The organism is Mesorhizobium prunaredense (genome assembly GCF_900156895.1).
In the GTDB taxonomy this organism is placed as follows: domain Bacteria; phylum Pseudomonadota; class Alphaproteobacteria; order Rhizobiales; family Rhizobiaceae; genus Mesorhizobium; species Mesorhizobium prunaredense.
In genome coordinates this window covers 85,306-102,898 of sequence record NZ_FTPD01000014.1, presented here as the reverse complement: position 1 = coordinate 102,898, position 17,593 = coordinate 85,306, and the positions used below count along the sequence as shown (strand labels likewise).

24 protein-coding genes, 1 tRNA gene and 1 pseudogene are annotated in these 17,593 nt (G+C 61.4%); 18 read left to right on the top strand and 8 right to left on the bottom strand.

Translation table 11 applies throughout. From position 1 onward, the window contains the following. Window positions 1-138 precede the first annotated feature (138 nt). Window positions 139-959 (top strand): annotated as a pseudogene (locus tag BQ8794_RS12890) (ATP-dependent DNA ligase). Between the two features lie 74 nt (window positions 960-1,033). Continuing rightward, the gene (locus BQ8794_RS12885) at window positions 1,034-1,327 is read left to right on the top strand and encodes a hypothetical protein (protein ID WP_077377788.1); all 294 of its coding nucleotides are present in this window, start codon (window positions 1,034-1,036) and stop codon (window positions 1,325-1,327) included. Window positions 1,328-1,392: 65 nt separating this feature from the next. Here BQ8794_RS12885 and BQ8794_RS12880 read toward each other — a convergent pair whose 3' ends face one another. Continuing rightward, entirely contained in the window at window positions 1,393-1,602 is a 210-nt protein-coding gene (locus BQ8794_RS12880) for a hypothetical protein (RefSeq protein ID WP_342188125.1), read from the bottom strand. Window positions 1,603-1,850: 248 nt separating this feature from the next. On the opposite strand from BQ8794_RS12880, the gene BQ8794_RS12875 reads away from it, so the two are divergent. From BQ8794_RS12875 to BQ8794_RS12860, 4 genes are all read left to right on the top strand, one after another. Next, on the top strand, window positions 1,851-2,063 hold the full coding sequence (locus BQ8794_RS12875) for a hypothetical protein (RefSeq protein WP_244554930.1): 213 nt from the start codon (window positions 1,851-1,853) through the stop codon (window positions 2,061-2,063). Between the two features lie 28 nt (window positions 2,064-2,091). Then, window positions 2,092-2,370 carry a hypothetical protein gene (locus BQ8794_RS12870; RefSeq protein ID WP_077377785.1) on the top strand — a complete coding sequence of 93 codons (279 nt, stop codon included), beginning with the start codon at window positions 2,092-2,094 and terminating at the stop codon, window positions 2,368-2,370. 85 nt (window positions 2,371-2,455) lie between these two features. Then, a complete protein-coding gene (locus BQ8794_RS12865; protein WP_143744536.1) occupies window positions 2,456-2,767 on the top strand; it encodes a hypothetical protein in 312 nt (103 codons plus the stop codon). Window positions 2,768-2,881: 114 nt separating this feature from the next. Further along, window positions 2,882-3,835, top strand: a complete 954-nt coding sequence (locus BQ8794_RS12860) for a class I SAM-dependent methyltransferase (protein ID WP_077377780.1) — start codon at window positions 2,882-2,884, stop codon at window positions 3,833-3,835. 61 nt (window positions 3,836-3,896) lie between these two features. On the opposite strand, the gene BQ8794_RS12855 is transcribed toward BQ8794_RS12860, so the two are convergent. Further along, complete coding sequence (locus BQ8794_RS12855; protein ID WP_077377777.1) at window positions 3,897-4,379, bottom strand: DUF992 domain-containing protein; 483 nt, start codon at window positions 4,377-4,379, stop codon at window positions 3,897-3,899. 163 nt (window positions 4,380-4,542) lie between these two features. On the opposite strand from BQ8794_RS12855, the gene BQ8794_RS12850 reads away from it, so the two are divergent. Further along, window positions 4,543-4,980, top strand: a complete 438-nt coding sequence (locus BQ8794_RS12850) for a terminase small subunit (protein WP_143744535.1) — start codon at window positions 4,543-4,545, stop codon at window positions 4,978-4,980. A 107-nt stretch (window positions 4,981-5,087) separates the two neighbouring features. After that, window positions 5,088-5,216 (top strand): hypothetical protein, encoded by a 129-nt coding sequence (locus BQ8794_RS37005; RefSeq protein WP_280174582.1) that lies wholly within the window; start codon window positions 5,088-5,090, stop codon window positions 5,214-5,216. 119 nt (window positions 5,217-5,335) lie between these two features. On the opposite strand, the gene BQ8794_RS34625 is transcribed toward BQ8794_RS37005, so the two are convergent. Continuing rightward, a complete protein-coding gene (locus BQ8794_RS34625; protein WP_143744534.1) occupies window positions 5,336-5,554 on the bottom strand; it encodes a hypothetical protein in 219 nt (72 codons plus the stop codon). A 352-nt stretch (window positions 5,555-5,906) separates the two neighbouring features. On the opposite strand from BQ8794_RS34625, the gene BQ8794_RS12845 reads away from it, so the two are divergent. Further along, window positions 5,907-6,230, top strand: a complete 324-nt coding sequence (locus tag BQ8794_RS12845; protein WP_077377771.1) for a hypothetical protein — start codon at window positions 5,907-5,909, stop codon at window positions 6,228-6,230. Between the two features lie 155 nt (window positions 6,231-6,385). On the opposite strand, the gene BQ8794_RS12840 is transcribed toward BQ8794_RS12845, so the two are convergent. Continuing rightward, window positions 6,386-7,111, bottom strand: a complete 726-nt coding sequence (locus BQ8794_RS12840) for a recombinase family protein (RefSeq protein WP_077377768.1) — start codon at window positions 7,109-7,111, stop codon at window positions 6,386-6,388. A 237-nt stretch (window positions 7,112-7,348) separates the two neighbouring features. Here BQ8794_RS12840 and BQ8794_RS12835 point away from each other — a divergent pair, with 237 nt between their 5' ends. The 3 genes from BQ8794_RS12835 to BQ8794_RS12825 all read left to right on the top strand — a co-directional run bounded on the left by BQ8794_RS12835 (window position 7,349) and on the right by BQ8794_RS12825 (window position 9,020). Continuing rightward, window positions 7,349-7,750, top strand: coding sequence for a hypothetical protein (locus BQ8794_RS12835; protein WP_077377765.1), 402 nt, complete (start codon window positions 7,349-7,351; stop codon window positions 7,748-7,750). After that, entirely contained in the window at window positions 7,747-8,394 is a 648-nt protein-coding gene (locus BQ8794_RS12830) for a hypothetical protein (RefSeq protein WP_077377762.1), read from the top strand. The genes BQ8794_RS12835 and BQ8794_RS12830 overlap by 4 nt, the downstream gene beginning before the upstream one ends. Window positions 8,395-8,561: 167 nt before the next feature. Beyond that, window positions 8,562-9,020 (top strand): M48 family metallopeptidase, encoded by a 459-nt coding sequence (locus BQ8794_RS12825; RefSeq protein ID WP_077377760.1) that lies wholly within the window; start codon window positions 8,562-8,564, stop codon window positions 9,018-9,020. Window positions 9,021-9,151: 131 nt separating this feature from the next. Here the strand turns inward: BQ8794_RS12825 and BQ8794_RS12820 are convergent, their stop codons facing one another. The 4 genes from BQ8794_RS12820 to BQ8794_RS12805 form a co-directional block, all read right to left on the bottom strand. Next, window positions 9,152-9,346, bottom strand: coding sequence for a hypothetical protein (locus BQ8794_RS12820; RefSeq protein WP_077377756.1), 195 nt, complete (start codon window positions 9,344-9,346; stop codon window positions 9,152-9,154). After that, window positions 9,343-9,645, bottom strand: a complete 303-nt coding sequence (locus tag BQ8794_RS12815) for a hypothetical protein (RefSeq protein ID WP_077377753.1) — start codon at window positions 9,643-9,645, stop codon at window positions 9,343-9,345. Before BQ8794_RS12815 ends, BQ8794_RS12820 begins: the two co-directional genes overlap by 4 nt. Further along, window positions 9,638-10,138 carry a hypothetical protein gene (locus tag BQ8794_RS12810; RefSeq protein ID WP_143744533.1) on the bottom strand — a complete coding sequence of 167 codons (501 nt, stop codon included), beginning with the start codon at window positions 10,136-10,138 and terminating at the stop codon, window positions 9,638-9,640. Before BQ8794_RS12810 ends, BQ8794_RS12815 begins: the two co-directional genes overlap by 8 nt. 87 nt (window positions 10,139-10,225) lie before the next feature. Continuing rightward, window positions 10,226-10,315 (bottom strand) — tRNA-Ser (locus BQ8794_RS12805). Between the two features lie 567 nt (window positions 10,316-10,882). Here BQ8794_RS12805 and BQ8794_RS12800 point away from each other — a divergent pair. The 6 genes from BQ8794_RS12800 to BQ8794_RS12775 all read left to right on the top strand — a co-directional run bounded on the left by BQ8794_RS12800 (window position 10,883) and on the right by BQ8794_RS12775 (window position 17,593). Further along, on the top strand, window positions 10,883-12,103 hold the full coding sequence (locus BQ8794_RS12800) for a septal ring lytic transglycosylase RlpA family protein (protein WP_077377748.1): 1,221 nt from the start codon (window positions 10,883-10,885) through the stop codon (window positions 12,101-12,103). 107 nt (window positions 12,104-12,210) lie between these two features. Further along, window positions 12,211-13,377 (top strand): D-alanyl-D-alanine carboxypeptidase family protein, encoded by a 1,167-nt coding sequence (locus tag BQ8794_RS12795; RefSeq protein ID WP_174654425.1) that lies wholly within the window; start codon window positions 12,211-12,213, stop codon window positions 13,375-13,377. Window positions 13,378-13,440: 63 nt separating this feature from the next. Beyond that, window positions 13,441-14,112, top strand: a complete 672-nt coding sequence (tmk, locus tag BQ8794_RS12790) for a dTMP kinase (protein WP_077377745.1) — start codon at window positions 13,441-13,443, stop codon at window positions 14,110-14,112. After that, window positions 14,109-15,164 carry a DNA polymerase III subunit delta' gene (locus BQ8794_RS12785; RefSeq protein ID WP_077377742.1) on the top strand — a complete coding sequence of 352 codons (1,056 nt, stop codon included), beginning with the start codon at window positions 14,109-14,111 and terminating at the stop codon, window positions 15,162-15,164. The genes tmk and BQ8794_RS12785 overlap by 4 nt, the downstream gene beginning before the upstream one ends. A gap of 81 nt (window positions 15,165-15,245) precedes the next feature. Then, on the top strand, window positions 15,246-16,799 hold the full coding sequence (gene metG / locus BQ8794_RS12780) for a methionine--tRNA ligase (protein WP_077377812.1): 1,554 nt from the start codon (window positions 15,246-15,248) through the stop codon (window positions 16,797-16,799). Beyond that, window positions 16,799-17,593 (top strand): TatD family hydrolase, encoded by a 795-nt coding sequence (locus tag BQ8794_RS12775; RefSeq protein ID WP_077377739.1) that lies wholly within the window; start codon window positions 16,799-16,801, stop codon window positions 17,591-17,593. The genes metG and BQ8794_RS12775 overlap by 1 nt, the downstream gene beginning before the upstream one ends.

The following is a 17,593-nucleotide window of genomic DNA, read 5'->3' as shown; positions in this document are numbered from 1 at the left end:
GCCGCTACATGCATCATTGCTAATTTAGTAAAATGGTCATGGTCCGTTCTCCTAGCCATCAAATCGGATGAGCCTAGACTCGAACCTGTGCGTAAACGAGTGACTGCCGGTGCTGGCCGGCTAGAGTTCATTCCTCCGATGATGCCGACCTTGGTGGCCAAGCCGCCCCAAGGAGACGGGTGGACTCACGAGGTCAAATTCGACGGCTACCGCTCCCAGATCATCATCGACGCCGGCGGTGCGCGGATCTTCACCCGCCGCAGACTCGACTGGACATCGAAGTACCGCGATCTGGTCGAGGCAGCCAAAGCTCTCAACGTACAGAACGCCACCATCGACGGCGAAGTCGTCGTCCTGAATGAGGCTGGCCTTTCGGATTTTGCCGCACTGCGCAAGGCAATCACCAGGCGCCAGCGTTCGATCTGCTGCATCTCAACGGCCACGAAATGCGCGACATGGCGCTTGAGGATCGGCGGGAAATCCTGGCCGGCCTTATTGGGTCTGATAGCCGCATCCAGTTCAGCGAGACGATGCCAGGCGAGGCTAATGCGATTTATCATCTGATCGACGCGGACGGCCTGGAAGGGATGGTATCGAAGCGTCGAGACAGCAAATATCGCAGCGGCCCGACCACCAATTGGCTGAAAACAAAGTCCTTCACCGAAAGCGAGGTCGCGCTTCTTGGCGTCGAACGCGAGAGGGGCAAGCCGGCGTTTGCTCTGATGGCCGAGCCAGGCACTCGGAAATATGTCGGCAGTGCGTTTGTGAGCGTCAACCGCGAGATGCGGGAGCGGCTGTGGAAACGAGTGCAGGAACATGCCGGGCCGCCGCCCAAGGAAATGCCAAAACGGCCGGCAACACAGAGGGTCAAGCCGGGAATCAAAGCCCGTGTGAAGCACCTCAGGGGCGAGAAAGACCTGAGGCACGCATCGCTGCAGGATTTTTGGGATGAGAGTTAGCGACCTGTGGCAAGGGATCAGCATTCAGGATTATATTCCTCCCCGTTGCGGCGAGTCGTTCAACGGAGATCGCCATGCCCCAAAAGACCCTCGCCGACACCCTGGCCGCCCGCGAAACCATCTATTTCAATTGTGCGCACCCGATGTGCTGCAAATCGACGAAGCTCGACATCCAGGCCCTGATTGACAGGCTCGGCCGTGACCACGTCTCGATGCATGACGACCTGGTCGGGCTCTTTGTTTGCTCAGATTGCAAGGCTGCCGGCCGTGACCGCCGGCAGGTGTTTTTCACATGCATTCCTGACTACGAAGGCCAGCAGCGGGCGCGCAATCGCGACTGGAAGCCAACTTTCGAACGAGGGGGCTGAAAGTGGCCGGCGCCACTGTGGAGCGGTGCCTCATGTTTGCTGCGAGAGCAATGCCCGTTTCCATGCTAGTCCACCATGTCACGCAACGGCTTTTTGCGCTTCGGTGGCCTGTACTTCTCGACGAGCCTGATCTTGTCGATGTCGACCGTCACCAGCGGTCCCATGGCGATTGTGACCCTGCCGCCTTCCTCGTCTATGCGCGTGACCTCGCCGGTAAGCTCGATGTGCTGCCCTTCGTCACCTTGGTATGATCGATGATCGAATGCGGGAGCCATAGCTCGGGATGGACACGCTGACGCGGTCCTCCGTGACCCATCTGCGAACGATGGCCGTGATCGCCACCAGATCTCCAATCTCAATTCCCCGCGCCATTCCATGAGTCTGGGGCGGCCGGCGTCTTAGTCAAGAGATTGCTAATATAGGTGACCGCTTCATTCAATCGATGGACGAAGCCCATCAAGGGCCGGTGCTATTTGGATGCATGTCGCGACCTTACTTACTCCCGAGCCACCTTGCTATCGCTATGCTCGCGATCAGCATCAGCTATGCCGAAGCTGCGGACCGTAAGGTCGAAACCGCGACACTCGATACGTACGCCAATTCGAAGAACCTGCCGGTTTGCACCGCGTCAAGCTCACTCTTCGAAGTCCTCGGTGACAAGTGTTTTCTCGTCAAAGGTTCGATGATCTATGGCGACATCGCCGAGCTGTCCCAGATAGTCACTTTTAGTCGGTAGCCGGCGAAGGTCATGGTTATTCTGCCAGATGGTCCTGATCGATCTTGGCAATTACCCCCTCAAGGGCCTGGACTGCACGCCTCGATATCTCAACATGAGCGGCCGTGGTGTCGACTTTTCCCTTGCCCGGCTGGACGCTCCAAATGCCGGTTTTCCCTGCGTCGGCATTGGCGATAAACCGGCGCTCATCTTCAACGGCGACTATCACGTCAAGTGCAAGCGCTGCGGCGCACAGGGGCCGACTGCCGACACATGGGCTGAGGCTGAACGGCTTTGGAACGATCGCGACGGCAGTGACAAGCACTAACCCGCACACCAGCAAGCCCGCTGCCTCATGGTGGCGGGCCTCCGCCGACCTCCCTCTCGACGGGGAACGCCAACTGGAGCCGCCGGTGCCGGCCTTGATCGCCGCAGCGCATGCCGAGGCCGACAAGCGCCGCGCCGTTCCCAAGCCATCCCGCCTCGACCGGCCAATCATCACCGCCGAGCAGCGCCGGGAGAACGAGGCCGAAGCGCGTTTCAGTGCAGACCTGCTCCAAGGCGACGAGAAGTTCTTCGGCGCGGTGATGGAGTGGATCAACGAGGATCGTCGCGCTAAGGCTATCGCCGCCGAGGCCGCTGAGCCCGGCGCGGGTATCGCATTGGTGCGTCAGGAAATGCTAAACTCGCCAATCAAGGCAGCAACTGGGAACTCGTGTTGCTGAGCGCTTGCTGACGCTCATTGCAAGGGCCGTCCGACAAAACGGTTTGCCTGGTCTTCCGTCTTGCGCCCCGACCGCGACAGGTCTTGATAGGCAAAGCTAGGAGGAGGACACACCATGCCGGTGATCACCGCGTCGCCGATCACGCCGCTCGAACGGGCCGCCCACTGGCTCGCAGAGAAGCCGGTCGGAAGCGTTCCAAATACCTTGCCGGCCCTTATGAAGCTGTTCGCGCTCTCAACGCCGGACACCATGCGAACCATCAAGCGCGCCAATGTGCTGCGTTCGGCGGCGTGGAGGTCTGATGCCACGGCGCGCCAAGCTGGCCGCAGCCACGCCGTTGGAGTAAGCTTGCGACTGCAAGAGGAGGCGCACATGCAGTCCGATCAGGAACTCTTCGCAAAAGGGTTAGCCGCCTACCAAAAGGTCGTGAGCTTGAATTACATGGCGCACAAGGAGGTCTATGGCATCCTGCGGCAGGTTCTGTTGACCGAAGCTCCTGATCAGTTCGTGTTTCTGGATGTCGCCTGCGGCACCGCCACCGCGTCGGCAGAGGCACTGAAGGGCACCAACGTCGGGCGCTACATTGGGCTCGACATTTCACAGCCATCGCTCGACGTAGCCCGGAAAGCGCTAAGCGACCTACGCTGTCCGGTTGACCTCCGCTGTCAGGATTTCGTTGAGGCGTTCGACGCGTGGGACGAACCTGTCGATGTCGTGTGGATTGGCCAGTCCCTTCACCATCTCCGTTACCCAAGTGAAAAGCAGGCCTTGATGCAGCGGGTTCAAGCTGTGCTGCCGCGCACCGGGCTGTTCCTGATCTGGGAGCCAACCTGTCTTGAGGGCGAGGACCGCGAGGGGTGGTTTGAACGCTTCGGTCGCCTGCGCCCCGAATGGTCGATGGTCACTGACGAGGAATTTGCTGCCTTTGATAGCCACTGTGGCGCGTCGGATTATGCCGAAACTTCGGCGACATGGATGGCGATGGGGCGTGAGGCCGGTTTCAAGCGGGTAGACGAGCTTCTGACGGTACCGAACCAGCTGGCGCGGGTTTATCGATATAGCCACTGACAACGCGGCGAGGTTCCACCCGCGTTGAACCACATCCCGTCGCGCTGAGCGCGCAATAACTCTATTTGGCGGCGCGAAGTTGGAAACTGACCACACCGGCTGCCACATTCAGGCCAGTCTGCACCTGGACACTGAGTGGCTGCAACGTATAGGTCCTGTTGGATCCTCCAACCAGAAGATTGGCACCAGCGCCCACCCCGACCGTTGCTTCGGCACCGACGCCGCTGTAGTCACCGGCCAGCACGCCGGGCGCATAGACATTGCCAGTTGGCGCAAGGACCCGCCACCGCAGCACTGCCCTCGGCGTCGGGCCGACGTCCAGCCCCAACTTCGTGATGACCCCTATGTATGTTTCGGGTGCGACCTTCGGGTTGGCCGACGTGAAGGTGCATGTCAGAGCTTTTTTCGAGCCGATTATGAAGCGTGTGCCCGCTTCGACAACGCAGTCGAGCACGCCGAACGCCGTGTTGGCCTCCTGAGCCGCGCTGGGCACAATGGACGCGGCGATCGCGACAAGACTGATGGCTGCGAGACGTGTACGCATTGTGGTTTCTCCTTGTGAGATGGTCGAAACTTCCCCGGAGGCGTGTGCGTTGCCACCTAGCATACCACAAAAGGAGACTACCCGGCGCTTTGTTCTGGCGGCCAGCTGATTGAGTTTACTTTCTGTGGCGTTAGCTCAGCGGCTGCGGTATCCTAACACCACCATGCCCAACGCCAAATTGAACATACGGCAGGAGCGTTTCTGTCTTGGCCTGGTCGAGGGCCTGCCGCAATCGCGGGCCTATATCGAGGCTGGCTACACGGCGCGCGGCAATGCGGCAGAGGTGGAGGCCTCGAAGATGGTCAGATTGCCTAAGGTGGCCGCCCGTCTCTCCGCATTACAGGCTGAGGCGGCTCACCGCTCGGAAACGACGGTCGACACCCTCGTCGCCGAGTTGGATGAGATGTTGCTCATGGCCAAAGAGATTGAGAATGCGAGCGCGGGTGTTGCTGCGGTCATGGCAAAGGCTCGACTGCTCGGCTTGATCGTCGACCGGTCGGAGGTCACTACGACGGTCAGGAAGCCGATGCGCGAGCCGACTGACAGACATCAAATGACTTTGGAGGAGTGGCAGGCCCGGTTCGCGCCGAAAGCCAACTGACCGCTTTCGCCATCAGCATCTTGCTGCGCCCTCGCGTCGCATGCTACTTCGACCATGCATCCAGAGTGGGCTTCGGCCCCGCCAACCAGCCTTGACCGGCAACGGTGGTGAAGATACGCCGCGCGCAGCGCGTCAACCAGTTCGTCGAAGCGCTGCCTCTGATCCTTGGTAAGTTTGATCTGGCCCTCTCCCCTCTGACTGCGATCGTTCTGCTTCTCTTCTTCTACCACCAGTAGCAGGAGGCGTGCCTTCTCCCATGCCTCAGCGCTCGCTGGGTCGATCGCATTGTTCACTGAAATGGAAAAGCCCAGCGCGGTGGCTGGGCTCTCCAAAGTACTCCGAACCGGAATAGTTTTCAGTTACGGTTCGGCGGCTTGTAGCTCTCCCACCGCGATAGACGGGTCTCGATGTCGAAGCGGGACGCCTCGAAGTTGGTGCCGGTGATGACCTGGTTTTTGCCGTCGATCAGCCGATACAGCTCGTCGTTCTCGACATCGTCGACTGGGTGGGTCGATCGCACCACCCGCAGCCATAGCGATCGTGCTCGATCGCAAACGTCCTTGACCCGGCTCATTTCTTCCTCCCGTCAGTCTCCGTCCTGCTCGAGGTTTTCATCGCACACGCGGTCCCGGCCGGGCCTGCCCGGGCTCGGTCGGTGCGCTCAATTTGCGCCTGATCTGTGATCCCGTCAATGTCATCGCATCCAGATCGCGTCGTCCGAGACCGGATATTTACATCGGCGGCTGGCAGAGCAACAGTGTACCTGCCGCCCCCTTCCGGCATCTTCGGCAGGCGGGGGTGGGGGTCAAATGTGGAGCCACCTTGAGGCGTGGCAGGCCTAGTTCGCGCCGAAGCGCGTGAACTAGACAAGCGATTATATATTTGACAAATGCAACGGACGACAACAAAAGCGGTAGAAAGCCTAAATGAGCGACTTCGCAGCCTTTCTGGTCGCTTTCCTGCTCTGTGGTGGAGCGTTCTTTGCCGTTGCGTTCCTGCACAGCATTTGGCTACGAGACCATACAAAGGACTGGGTCCCGGCAGCCGCTGAAGTGTTGAAGCGCATTGATGGCGGCGAAGGCCCCGACCGCTACCTGTTGCAATACGTATTTGACGGAAAAGGCTATCGTATCGAAACCAGCCCATCGTTAGTGCCTACGTGCCCGGCCGAGGCTGGCTCGCGGATCACCATTCTAGTCAATCCAGACATCCCGCACCAATGTGCAAGCGCCCCGCACAAGCCTAGATGAATAACTTCAACCGGTTGGCGGGTTTGCCAAATATACATGCGCCACTAGAAAGGCCGCTTAGGCGCGTTCGGTGTGTCAGGTCCCGAAGGCCGACCGGGGCGTTTGATCAACTGTGCGGACTTCCTTGGCCCGGCGCGGGCCGATTTCGGGATCGCCTACCATCGCGTTCCGAGAGCCGGCTGGCCCGTTGAAGCCTTTTCTTCGGGCGCGCTCCTTTCGCTGCCGCCGTTGCGCTCCAGAACCTTCTTCACGGCCACATGCGAAAGCGCAATTCCGTCGTCGGCCAAAGCTTCGGCGATGGCGCGAAGAGACAGCCCGTGACCACGCAGTTCGCACATTCTGGCGATAGCCTTTTGTTCAGCGGCATCTTCGACCAGTTCGCCGTCGGCGGCGATCTGATAACCAAACGGTCGCGCCCCGCCGAGAAAACGCCCCCGCTCGCGCTGGTCGGCCTTGGACTGGGAGACGCGCTCACGGATGCGGTCGCGCTCGGCTTCGGCGAAGGCGCTGGCGATGGTGAAGAACAGCTTCGACAGACCGTTACCGGCGATGTCGCCGCCAAGGTCGATCAAATGCAGCTTGACGCCCCTGACCTTCAACGTCTCGACCATCTGCAGCGCGTCGAGCGCCGAGCGGAACAACCTGTCGAGCTTGGCGGCAATGACGACATCGCCTGCCTTCAGCTTGGCGAACAGCGCCGCGCCTGCAGGGCGTTCGGACAGCGGCACCGAACCGGACACGCCTTCCTCGACGATGGTTTCGGCAACCGTCATGGCGTGCATGAGGGCATAGCCCTCGATCTGTCGCTGCTGGACGTCAAGGCTCTCGCCCTCGGCGACCTGCCGGGCGGTGGAAACGCGGACGTAGGCGTAAACGGTCATGGTGCGGTTCCTGTAAGCGCGTTAACGTGCACATCGTATACGCGACGGATGACACGCTTGTAAAGGTCCTGTAGCGCGCTTACAGATTGAGACGGCTGATTGAACGCAACTATGGCAAACCGTGGAATTGACTGTCGGGTTGCCCGGCGTCAGGAAGCGCCGCGTCACGGACAAAGTGACAATATCAAGAGGCCAATCTGGCGAAGTTCCTCAGCATGGCGCAACAGGAGGGGAAGTATGAGAAACGAGATCAGCCTAGATCACATCGACCGGCAGCTGCAAAGGGTGCTGGCCGAACTGGCGGCGTTGCGCGAGCGGTTGGCCAGTCAGTCACCAGACCCAGCATACGTACAGCCAGCAGAGTTGTGCACCATCGATGAGTTCGTGATGGGCATGCTGGGGTTCCGTTCCCGCGTCAGCTACTACAACCACATCAATCAACCGGGGTGGCCGCAGCGCATCGTCGTCGGCGGCAAACGCCCAATGCTGAAGCGCGCGGACGGCGAGGCCTATGTCAAAGCGCAGGCCGACCTGGCCAACCCAATGCCCGCCGGGCAACCGAAGCTTTTGAGACAGAAGCCTTCGAAAAAACGGCGCGTTGGTCGGCCCGTCAAAGCACCTGTGAGGGGCGGGACATGAAGCCGGACGACCTCATGATCATCGGCGAGCCCCCGGCGAAGCTGGTCAAGGCGCTGGCGGTGATCGCCGACAAACTGCACCCGGCGTTCGACAGCACCGTCAGCAACATCGTTCCCGGCAAGTCGAAGGAGAGTTGCGTGCTGGCCTCGCTTGCGGTGCGCGACTTCCTCTGGCGCATCGGCTTCAAGGACGCCCGGCTGCAGACCGTCTACACCATCGTGCGCGGCCTCGATGCCGAGGGCAACCAGACGCACTCGGTGGGGGTCGGCGATCACAAGGGGATGCGGACGCTCGACAAGCGCGACACGCGCGACACGCCGGTCGCTTGGTCCGGTCACATGGTGGTGTTGGTCGACAGCTTCCTCATCGATCCGACTGTCTACCAGATGCGCCGCCCGGCATGGGAAGGCCTGCCCGGCATGATGGTGCTGCCGCTCGACCTCGTCGGCGCTGAGCGGCAACTCGGCCTCGACCCGCTGGCAGGCACCGAGGCGCTTTGGGACGACAAGCGGGTGGTCATGATCTGGCTGGCGCAGGAGAACGAGCGGTGGCGTAGCGTGCATGACACCCGGCGGGATCGCCGGGCTCCGGTGGTCAAGGCGCTGGTGCAGGCTTTCGGCAGGTGGCAGGAGGGCGGCAACTAGCCGCCCTTTTTCTTTGCCGCGTCCCGCGCCGCGATGATCGTGTCGATGTAGGTCTCGCCCAACCCGCCGAAGACAATGGTACGCATATCCCCCGGCTTCATCGGCAGGCAAGGGGTGGGGGTGGCTTTGTGGAGCCCCACTAAGACGCGCGCCGTGATGGCTGGCGCATCGACATTCAAGTTCAGGGCGCAGACCGGTCATGCGTCCGACGTCGCTTGCCCGCTACATCCGCGACGGGGATAGACGATGACGCCGACCAACTCGTCGCCAGCGAACTCAAACTGTGGCTGAAGCGGCGCGTTCGGCGTGACGTGACGGAGATCGCCGCAGGCTACAAGACCCGGTTCGGGCTTGCGCCTCGCTCGATCCGCGTCGCTGATTTTGCAAGCGGCTGGGGATCGTGCGGCCCCGAGGGCAACATCCTCATCAGCTGGCATCTCATTTTCGCGCCGAGGAAGGTGCTGGAGTATGTCGTTGCCCATGAACTTGCCCATCTCCGGCATCGCTCGCATGGACCTGCGTTCTGGGATTTCCTTCGGACCGTCGTGCCTGACTTCGAGGCGTCCAAAGCTTGGCTGGAGGCCAATCAGGGCAGTCTGAGTGCTGAGTTCCTTGACGGCAGATGATGGCTCAGCAAGCCGTGTGAAGGGTGTGCTCTCCCGCTGAGCTAGTCGCCAGCCGAGGCGCGAAGCGATCGGGAGATCAGGCCGCCGACCAGATCAAAATAAGCGATGAGGATGGGCAAAGAACCCGCTGCTCAGTCTTGCAGGTCTGGTTGGTCTGGGGGCAGCGGCTCTTCCCCCGAAAAATCAAGGGAAAGAACGGTTTTGAGTTCGATGGCCAGAGCAACGAAGTCGTCGAGCGTCATCTCGATGCGGCCACGCGGGCCGTTGTCGAGGATGATGATCCAGTTGTTGCCGTTCCATTCCATGCGGCTGGTGACGGGCATCATGTGCTTCCTTCAGGAACCGGGCCTGTGACGCGCTTGGCACATTCCGCCCACAGCCAGTCGAGATCGACTTGGCTCCAGTTGCCATCAGCGTCGCGGTGGCGGCCAGCCTTCTCCATGATCTCCGTCACCGTGGATGGCGGCAAAATCGGCAAAATGTCTTCCTGGTCGCGCCAAGCCCTATCTGAGCGGAAGCGCTCGACGAGGGCGGCCAGCGCAAAGAGGATTGGCGGAAGAGGTGGGATTTGAACCCACGGTAAGCTTCCACCCATTTTCAAGAAAGCTAACGCTCGCTCATTCATTCACAACCTTGCCTCGATATTTAGGGCAGAGCATTGTGAAAGCTGGCGCGGCAAAAATGCCGCCGGAGGCGCAGTTACTTTCAACGGGCATTTTGAAGGACATTTGCCCCAACTTGATGGTGCCCTTACTGCAATTTGCTTCCGCACGAATTGCATCGCCGAGAAGGTCCGCTTTCGTCTGGCGAATGCACTCTTCGGGCGAGGCATATCCGCCTTGGGCCACATAGCCTTCATGGCATGCCTTGACGATATCCGGCTCCGTGAATTTTGCCGTGGCGCGTGCATGTTTGGTGTTAACGCCGGTGATCTCGATGACTGTCGCAGGCGGTTCGATGCAGCTTGTCTGCAACTCTGCACCCGACGTCGCAGTGGCAAAGGACGAGAAGCCGGCAGCGAGAAGGATGGCTCTCGTCGGGGACATTTGTCGCAACGCCAATGGCGCTGAAAACGACCGCCGATGCGATTTGGGTTTGTTCCAGACCTGGCTCGGCATGGTTCCTCCTCCTGATGCCACTTTGGTGGTGAAGTTGGTCCTCTAAGGGCAAGCCGCCGTCAAGCGGGGGCAATTGGAGGGGAGGGCTGGCGGAAGAGGTGGGATTTGAACCCACGGTACGGTTCCCCGTACGCCAGTTTTCAAGACTGGTGCCTTAAACCACTCGGCCACTCTTCCTAGTGCTCTATGCCGCATTTTCGGGCTCTTGCTGCATTTGTGCTGCATTTTTTCACCAACGGTGCAGTTAAGTGCCTGAAAATACTTGACTGTCCTGCTTCCTTTCGCCGGTTTTCAAGACCGGTGCCTTAAACCGCTCGGCCATCCCTCCATCGTGATTTTTCAACCACTTGGACGCTCGTCCTGATCGCAACGCGTACCCTGTGGGCACAGCTGCGTTGCGCGGAGATCGTTCGCGCTTCATTGCTCTAGTGCGGCCAACGAAGTCCTGTCAACCGGCTGTTGCCGGTTCCTGCCAAGGGCAGGGCATGGTCGCTTGACGTCGGGGCTGAAGCAGGACGAACAGCGCAGCGCCGAAGCTCGAAAAGCCGTGATTTTTCACAGCGACCACCGGGACGGTTTGCGCCACAATCTCGCCCGGTTCCGACCATAATCGGTTAATACGGTGATAAACAATTCCTGTGCACAAGGGATTGGGAATCAAGGTGTCGCTGGCATTGTCGGGTAGGTTTTGGCCCTGCCGACGGTCAAGTTGCGGCGCCTTTGTTGAGAGGGGACAATCGAAAAATGCAAAGCACGACGCGCCCGCGTCTTCGTCGCGCTTCCGCTTTCGCGTTGTGTGCCCTGTCGGCTGCCTTGCTGGCGGCTTGCGCGGCGCCGCCACAGCCGAAGGCAATGGTCAACAAGAAGCCTCGCTCCAAGGAATATTTTGCCGAATCCGAATATGGCGTAAAAGCCAGCCCGCGCGTTACCTTCAAAATGTCGGGCCTGCAGCGTGGCGGCGGACGCGATCAGCTCGGCAAACCCTATCAAGTGCGCGGCAAGTGGTATTATCCGAAGGAAGACAGGCGCTACGCCAAGAAGGGTTTCGCCTCCTGGTATGGCGAAGCCTTCCACGGCAGGCTGACCGCCAACGGCGAAGTCTACGACATGACACATCTGACCGGCGCGCATCCGACAATGCCGCTGCCGAGCTATGCGCGCGTCACCAATCTCAAGACCGGCAGCTCGGTCATCGTGCGTGTCAACGATCGCGGTCCCTACCATGACGGGCGCATCATCGATGTGTCGAAGCGCGCCGCCGAAATGCTCGACTATGCCAATATCGGCACGGCCAAGGTGAAGGTCGAATATGTCGGACGGGCGCCGCTTCACGGCAATGACGAACAATATCTGATGGCCTCTTACCATCCCGGCAACAGGGCGCCGGATCCGTCGGACGGCCTGCCCACCGGCGTCATGATCGCCATGAATGGACCATCGCCGAGCACGGCGTTGGCGGCCGCTCCCTTTCCCGGTCAGTTGACGAATTCCGCATCGACAAAGCCTGTCGTGGCGGCGCAGATGCCGGCCGCTGGCAGCGTGACGCTGCCCGATTTCGGGCCGATCGTGCCGGAACGGCCGCAGATCAATCTGCCGCCGCAATCGCCGTTCAACGTGGCGACGCTGTCTTACGCCAACGAACGCGTGCCTTCCACTGTCTTTGCCGCGCTGGATGGCGCCGGCATGTCGCCCGCCGAAATCCTGCAATCGTGGAAGCAGCAAGTTCCTTCGGCCGTTTCGCCCACGGACTATATCGCGGCGGGCTCGTTCGAGGACGCCGCCGAGGCGCAGCAGGTGGCAACCCAGCTTTCCGGCTTCGGCAAGACCGAAATCCAGCGCTCCGAATTCGAGGGCAAGGACTGGTATTCGGTCAATCTCTATCCGGACGGCCATGGCAGCCTGGACGAGATGCTGCAGGCGGCATGGTCGCATGGCGCGCCGGACGCGCTCGTGGTTCGGAATTGACCGGCAAAACCTGGAGTTTTGGCCAGTCGTCCATCGCGCGGTTGCTCGGCCGGGTCAAAGCCTGATAGAGCTTGCCCGGAACTACCGGCTGACAGGTCGAACTTCTCATGAAATTTCGCTTCGCCGCGCCTCTCGCCGGGCTCCTGGGTTTTGGCCTCCTGCTGCTTTCGCTGGCTCCGGCTGCGGCGCAGCTTTTCGAAACCAAGGCCGCGCAGGCCTTCATGATCGATGCCGAAACCGGAACGGTGCTGTTTTCCAAGGATGCCGACAGGCCGATTCAGCCGGCGTCGCTGGCCAAGCTGATGACGATGGAGGTGGTGTTCAACGCCATCAAATCGGGGCGCGTGACGCTCGACGATACATTCGTGGTGAGTGAGAACGCATGGCGCACCGGCGGCGCGCCATCCGGAACATCGACGATGTTTGCCCAGCTCAAGTCGACGATCCGGCTTGAGGATCTGATCCAGGGCGTGACGGTCCAGGCAGCCAATGACGGCTGCATCATCATCGCCGAAGGTTTTGCCGGGTCGGAGGCGAATTTCGCGACTGAGATGACCGAGCGTGCAAGGCAGATTGGCCTCGAGAAATCGACATTCGTCAATGCAACCGGTCTGCCGGCCGATGGCCAGCAGACGACGGTTCGAGAGCTTGCACTCCTTGCCCTGCATATCTGGCGCGAGTACCCGGACCTTTATCGCTACTACGGCCAGAAGGACTTCACCTGGAACAAGATCACCCAGAGGAACCGCAACCCGCTGCTGGCGATGGATATTGGCGCCGACGGCCTGGCGATCGGCAGGAGCGAGGCATCCGGCTTCGGCATCGTCGGCTCGGTCAGCCACAGTGGCAGGCGGGTCATTGCGGCGATGAGCGGCCTGGCAAGCGACCGCGAGCGCGCCGAGGAAGCGCGAAAGCTGCTCGATTGGGGCCTTCGTTCCTTCCAGAAGACCGAGATTTTCGCCAAGGACGAGGTGGTCGGCGAGGCCCAGGTTTTCGGCGGTGCGAAATCCGGCGTGGCGCTGAAGGCAAAAGCGCCCGTGGTCATCTTCCTGCCGATCGCCAACCGCGACAAGCTGACCGCCAGAATCGTCTATGAGGGACCGGTTGCAGCCCCCGTGGAAGAGGGGCAGCCGGTGGGCGCGCTGCGGGTCTGGATCGGTGACACGCTGAGCCAGGAGACGCCGCTTTTCGCCGCCGAAACGGTTGGCGTCGGCTCGCTGCCGCAACGCGCGCTCGACGCCGCCAAGGAACTGGCGGTCGGCTGGCTGCGTTAGCAGCCGCGGCGTGGACCTTTTCTCAAGTCAGGACTATTACGGTCCGCAGCATGGACAAAGGCTTTGGTGAGCGGATTCTTCATCACCTTCGAAGGCGGAGAAGGGGCAGGCAAGTCGACGCAGATCGAGCGACTGGCCAGCAAGATGCGCGCCAAGCAATACGATGTCCTTGTCACGCGCGAGCCGGGCGGCTCGCCAGGCGCAGAGGCGGTCCGGCATGTCCTTCTCTCCGGCGCTGCCGAGCCATTCGGCCCCAGGATGGAGGCGCTGCTGTTCGCCGCTGCCCGTTCCGACCATGTCGAGCAGGTCATCCGGCCGGCGGTCGAGCGCGGCTCGATCGTGCTTTGTGATCGCTTCATGGACTCCTCGCGCGTCTACCAGGGCGTCACCGGCGGCCTCGATCCAGCCTTCATGGGCGCGCTGGAGAAGGTCGCCATCAACGGCATGGTGCCCGACATGACGCTGATCTTCGATATCGATCCGGCCGAAGGACTGCGGCGCGCCACCGCACGGCGGGGCACCGATGCCGGCGCCGACCGCTTCGAAAAGGAAACGCTTGATATCCACCAGCGCCGCCGCGAAGCCTTTCTGGCGATCGCCGCGGCAGAACCCGAGCGCTGCATCGTCGTCGACGCGTCCGCCGACCCCGACACGGTGGAGAATGTCGTCACCGGCGCCGTGTTCGCGGCGCTGGAGACGATGACGCCGAGGCACAGGAAGCAGGCGCCGGGATGATTTTCGAACGGATCGCACCAGAACAGCACGACACGCTTGACGGCGTACCGGAGCCATCCGAGACGCCGCGTCTGGTCGGACATGACCAGGCAGCGAACATGCTGGCATCAGCCTATCGCTCCGGGAAGTTGCCGCATGCACTGATCTTTGTCGGGCCGGTCGGCATCGGCAAGGCGACGCTCGCCTTTCATCTGGCGCATCATTTGTTGAAGCATCCGGCGTTCGAACAGGCGCCGGAGGTCTTTGCCGCTCCCGATCCGGCGTCATCGCTGTTTCGCCAGATCGCCACCGGCGCGCATCCTTCGGTGCTGCATCTGACCCGCCCGCCGAACGACAAGACCAAGAGTTTCAAGACGGTCGTCACCGTCGACGAGATCCGCAAGGTCAGCCGTTTCCTGTCGCTGACCTCGCATGACGGCAGCTACCGGGTGGTGATCGTCGACCCTGCCGACGACATGAATACCAATGCTGCCAATGCCTTGTTGAAGAATCTTGAAGAACCACCTGCACGCACCTTGTTCATCCTCATCGTCCACGCGCCGGGCAGCCTGTTGCCGACGATCCGCTCGCGCTGCCAGATGGTGCGGCTGACGCCGCTCGATGCCGAGAGCCTGATGACGGTCCTGGAGAGCGTCGAACCACCGCCACCGGACGATCCCGCGGCGCGCGCGGCACTGGCCAAGCGGGCAGGGGGCAGCGCGCGCACCGCAATCCTGTTGACGCAGTATGGCGGGCTGGAAATCGCCGAGACGCTCGACGCCCTGGCGACAGCGGGAAAGAGCGATGTTGCCGGAGCCTATCGCCTCGCGGAGGCGGTCGCCGGGCGCGACCGGGCGATCCAGTTCGATATTTTCAACCGCCGTGCGCTCGACCTGCTCTCGACCGGCGCTAGCCAGGCCGCGCTGGCGGGCGATCTGGCGCGGGCCAAAACGCTGTCGGACACTTGGCACGAGGCTTTGAAGGCTATATCTGAAACCGACACCTACAATCTCGACAAGAAGCAGCATGCCTTGACCATGATCGACCGCCTGAATTCTGCAATGCGAATGTGACGGCCCATCGGGATGGCAATCGCCGTTTCGATGCGATATCTCACCGGCATCTTTCATTCAGACATTCATGACGGCTCATCCATGGCACGCGAAAAATACTACCTCACGACGCCGATTTTCTATCCGAATGGCAAGCCGCATATCGGTCATGCCTACAATGTCATCGCCAGCGACACGCTGGCCCGCTTTCAGCGGCTCGACGGCAAGGACGTCTTCTTCGTCTCGGGAACCGACGAGCACGGTTTGAAGATGCAGCAGACGGCGGACGCCGAAGGCCTGATGCCGAAAGCGCTTGCCGATCGCAATTCGGCGATCTTCCGCTCGATGCTTGAAACGACCGGCTGTTCGAATGATGTTTTCATCCGCACCACCGAGGAGCGCCACTACAAGGCCTGCCAGGCGATCTGGACACGCATGGCGGAAAATGGCGACATTTACCTCGACCGCTATAGCGGCTGGTATTCGGTGCGGCAGGAAGCCTATTTCGACGAGACCGAAACCAAGGTCGGCGACGACGGCGTGCGTCGCGAACCGCTCGGCTCGCCCGTCGAATGGACCGAGGAAGAGAGCTATTTCTTCCGCCTTTCCGCCTATCAGGACAGGTTGCTCGCGCTCTATGAGAACAGCCCCGAATTTGTCGGACCGGCGGAGCGGCGCAACGAAATCGTCAGCTTCGTCAAATCCGGGCTGAAGGACCTCTCGATCTCGCGCACCACGTTCAAATGGGGCGTGCCGGTGCCGGGCGACGACAAGCATGTGATGTACGTCTGGGTCGATGCACTGACCAACTACATCACGGCTGCCGGTTATCCGGATGCGGCCGATGACAGGTGGTCCTTCTGGCCGGCGAACGTCCACGTCATCGGCAAGGACATCGTCCGCTTCCATGCCGTCTACTGGCCGGCCTTCCTGCTGTCGGCAGGGATCGAACTGCCGAAGCGCGTATTCGCGCATGGCTTTCTGTTCAACCGCGGCGAGAAGATGTCGAAGTCGGTCGGCAATGTCGTCGATCCGTTTGCGATGATCGAGCATTACGGTCTCGATCAGGTACGCTATTTCTTCATGCGCGAGGTGCCGTTCGGCCAGGACGGCAGCTACAGCCACGAGGCCATCGTCAACCGCACCAATGCCGACCTCGCCAACGGTCTTGGCAATCTGGCGCAGCGCTCGCTGTCGATGATCGCCAAGAACTGCGGCGGCATGGTGCCGAAACGCAGCGAGCTGGCAGAGGCCGACAGGGCGATCCTCGACCAGACGGTGGAGGCGCTTGCTACTGCACGCAAGGCAATGGCGGAGCAGGGCATCCATCTGGCGCTGGCGGCGATTTTTGGCGTCGTGGCGGAGGCCGATCGCTACTTCGCCTCGCAGGAACCCTGGGCGCTCAGAAAGACCGATCCGGCGCGCATGGAAACGGTGCTGTGGACGACCGCGGAAGTCGTCCGACGCGTGGCGCTGCTGTGCCAGCCCTTCATTCCGGGATCGGCCGCCAAGCTGCTCGACCTGCTGGCTGTGCCACAGGACAGCCGCGATTTCGCGCATGTCCACGCGGACCATGCGCTGGTATCAGGGGGTGCGTTGCCCGCACCGGAGGGCGTGTTTCCGCGTTACGTCGAGCAGCCGGACGCGAACATCTGATGTTGGTCGACAGTCACTGCCATCTCGACTTTCCGGATTTCGCAGAGGAGCGGGCGGCCATCGTCGCCCGCGCCGTGGCCGCTGGAATCGGTCGCATGGTGACGATCTCGACGCGTGTGAAGCGGTTCCAGCAAGTGATTGAGATCGCTGAATCTTTCGACGAAGTCTATTGCTCGGTTGGCACTCATCCGCACAACGCCGCCGAGGAGCTGGACGTGACTGTCGAGGCCCTTGTCCAGCTGTCAGCTCATCCCAAAGTGGTGGCGATCGGCGAGGCCGGGCTCGACTATTTCTACGATCACGCGCCGCGCGATGCGCAGGCGCAAGGCTTTCGCACGCACATCGCCGCAGCGCGCGAGACGGGCCTGCCTCTGGTCATCCATGCGCGTGATGCCGACAGCGACATGGCTGATATCCTCGAGGACGAAACAGGGAAGGGCGCCTTCTCCTTCGTCCTGCACTGTTTTTCGTCCGGGCGCAGGCTGGCCGAGATCGGCGTGGCGCTCGGCGGCTATGTTTCCTTTTCTGGCATCGTGACTTTCAAGAATTCGGCCGAGCTGCGCGCCATCGCCGCCGATGTGCCACACGACCGCCTGCTGGTCGAAACCGACGCGCCATACCTCGCGCCGATACCGTTTCGCGGCAAGCGCAACGAGCCTGCCTATGTCGCGCATACGGCCAAGGTGCTGGCCGAAACCATCGGCGTCAGCGGGGCCGAAATCGCCGCCGTCACCACCGACAATTTCTTCCGGCTGTTCAGCAAGATGCCGCGCCCGACCGCGCTGAGCGCCTGA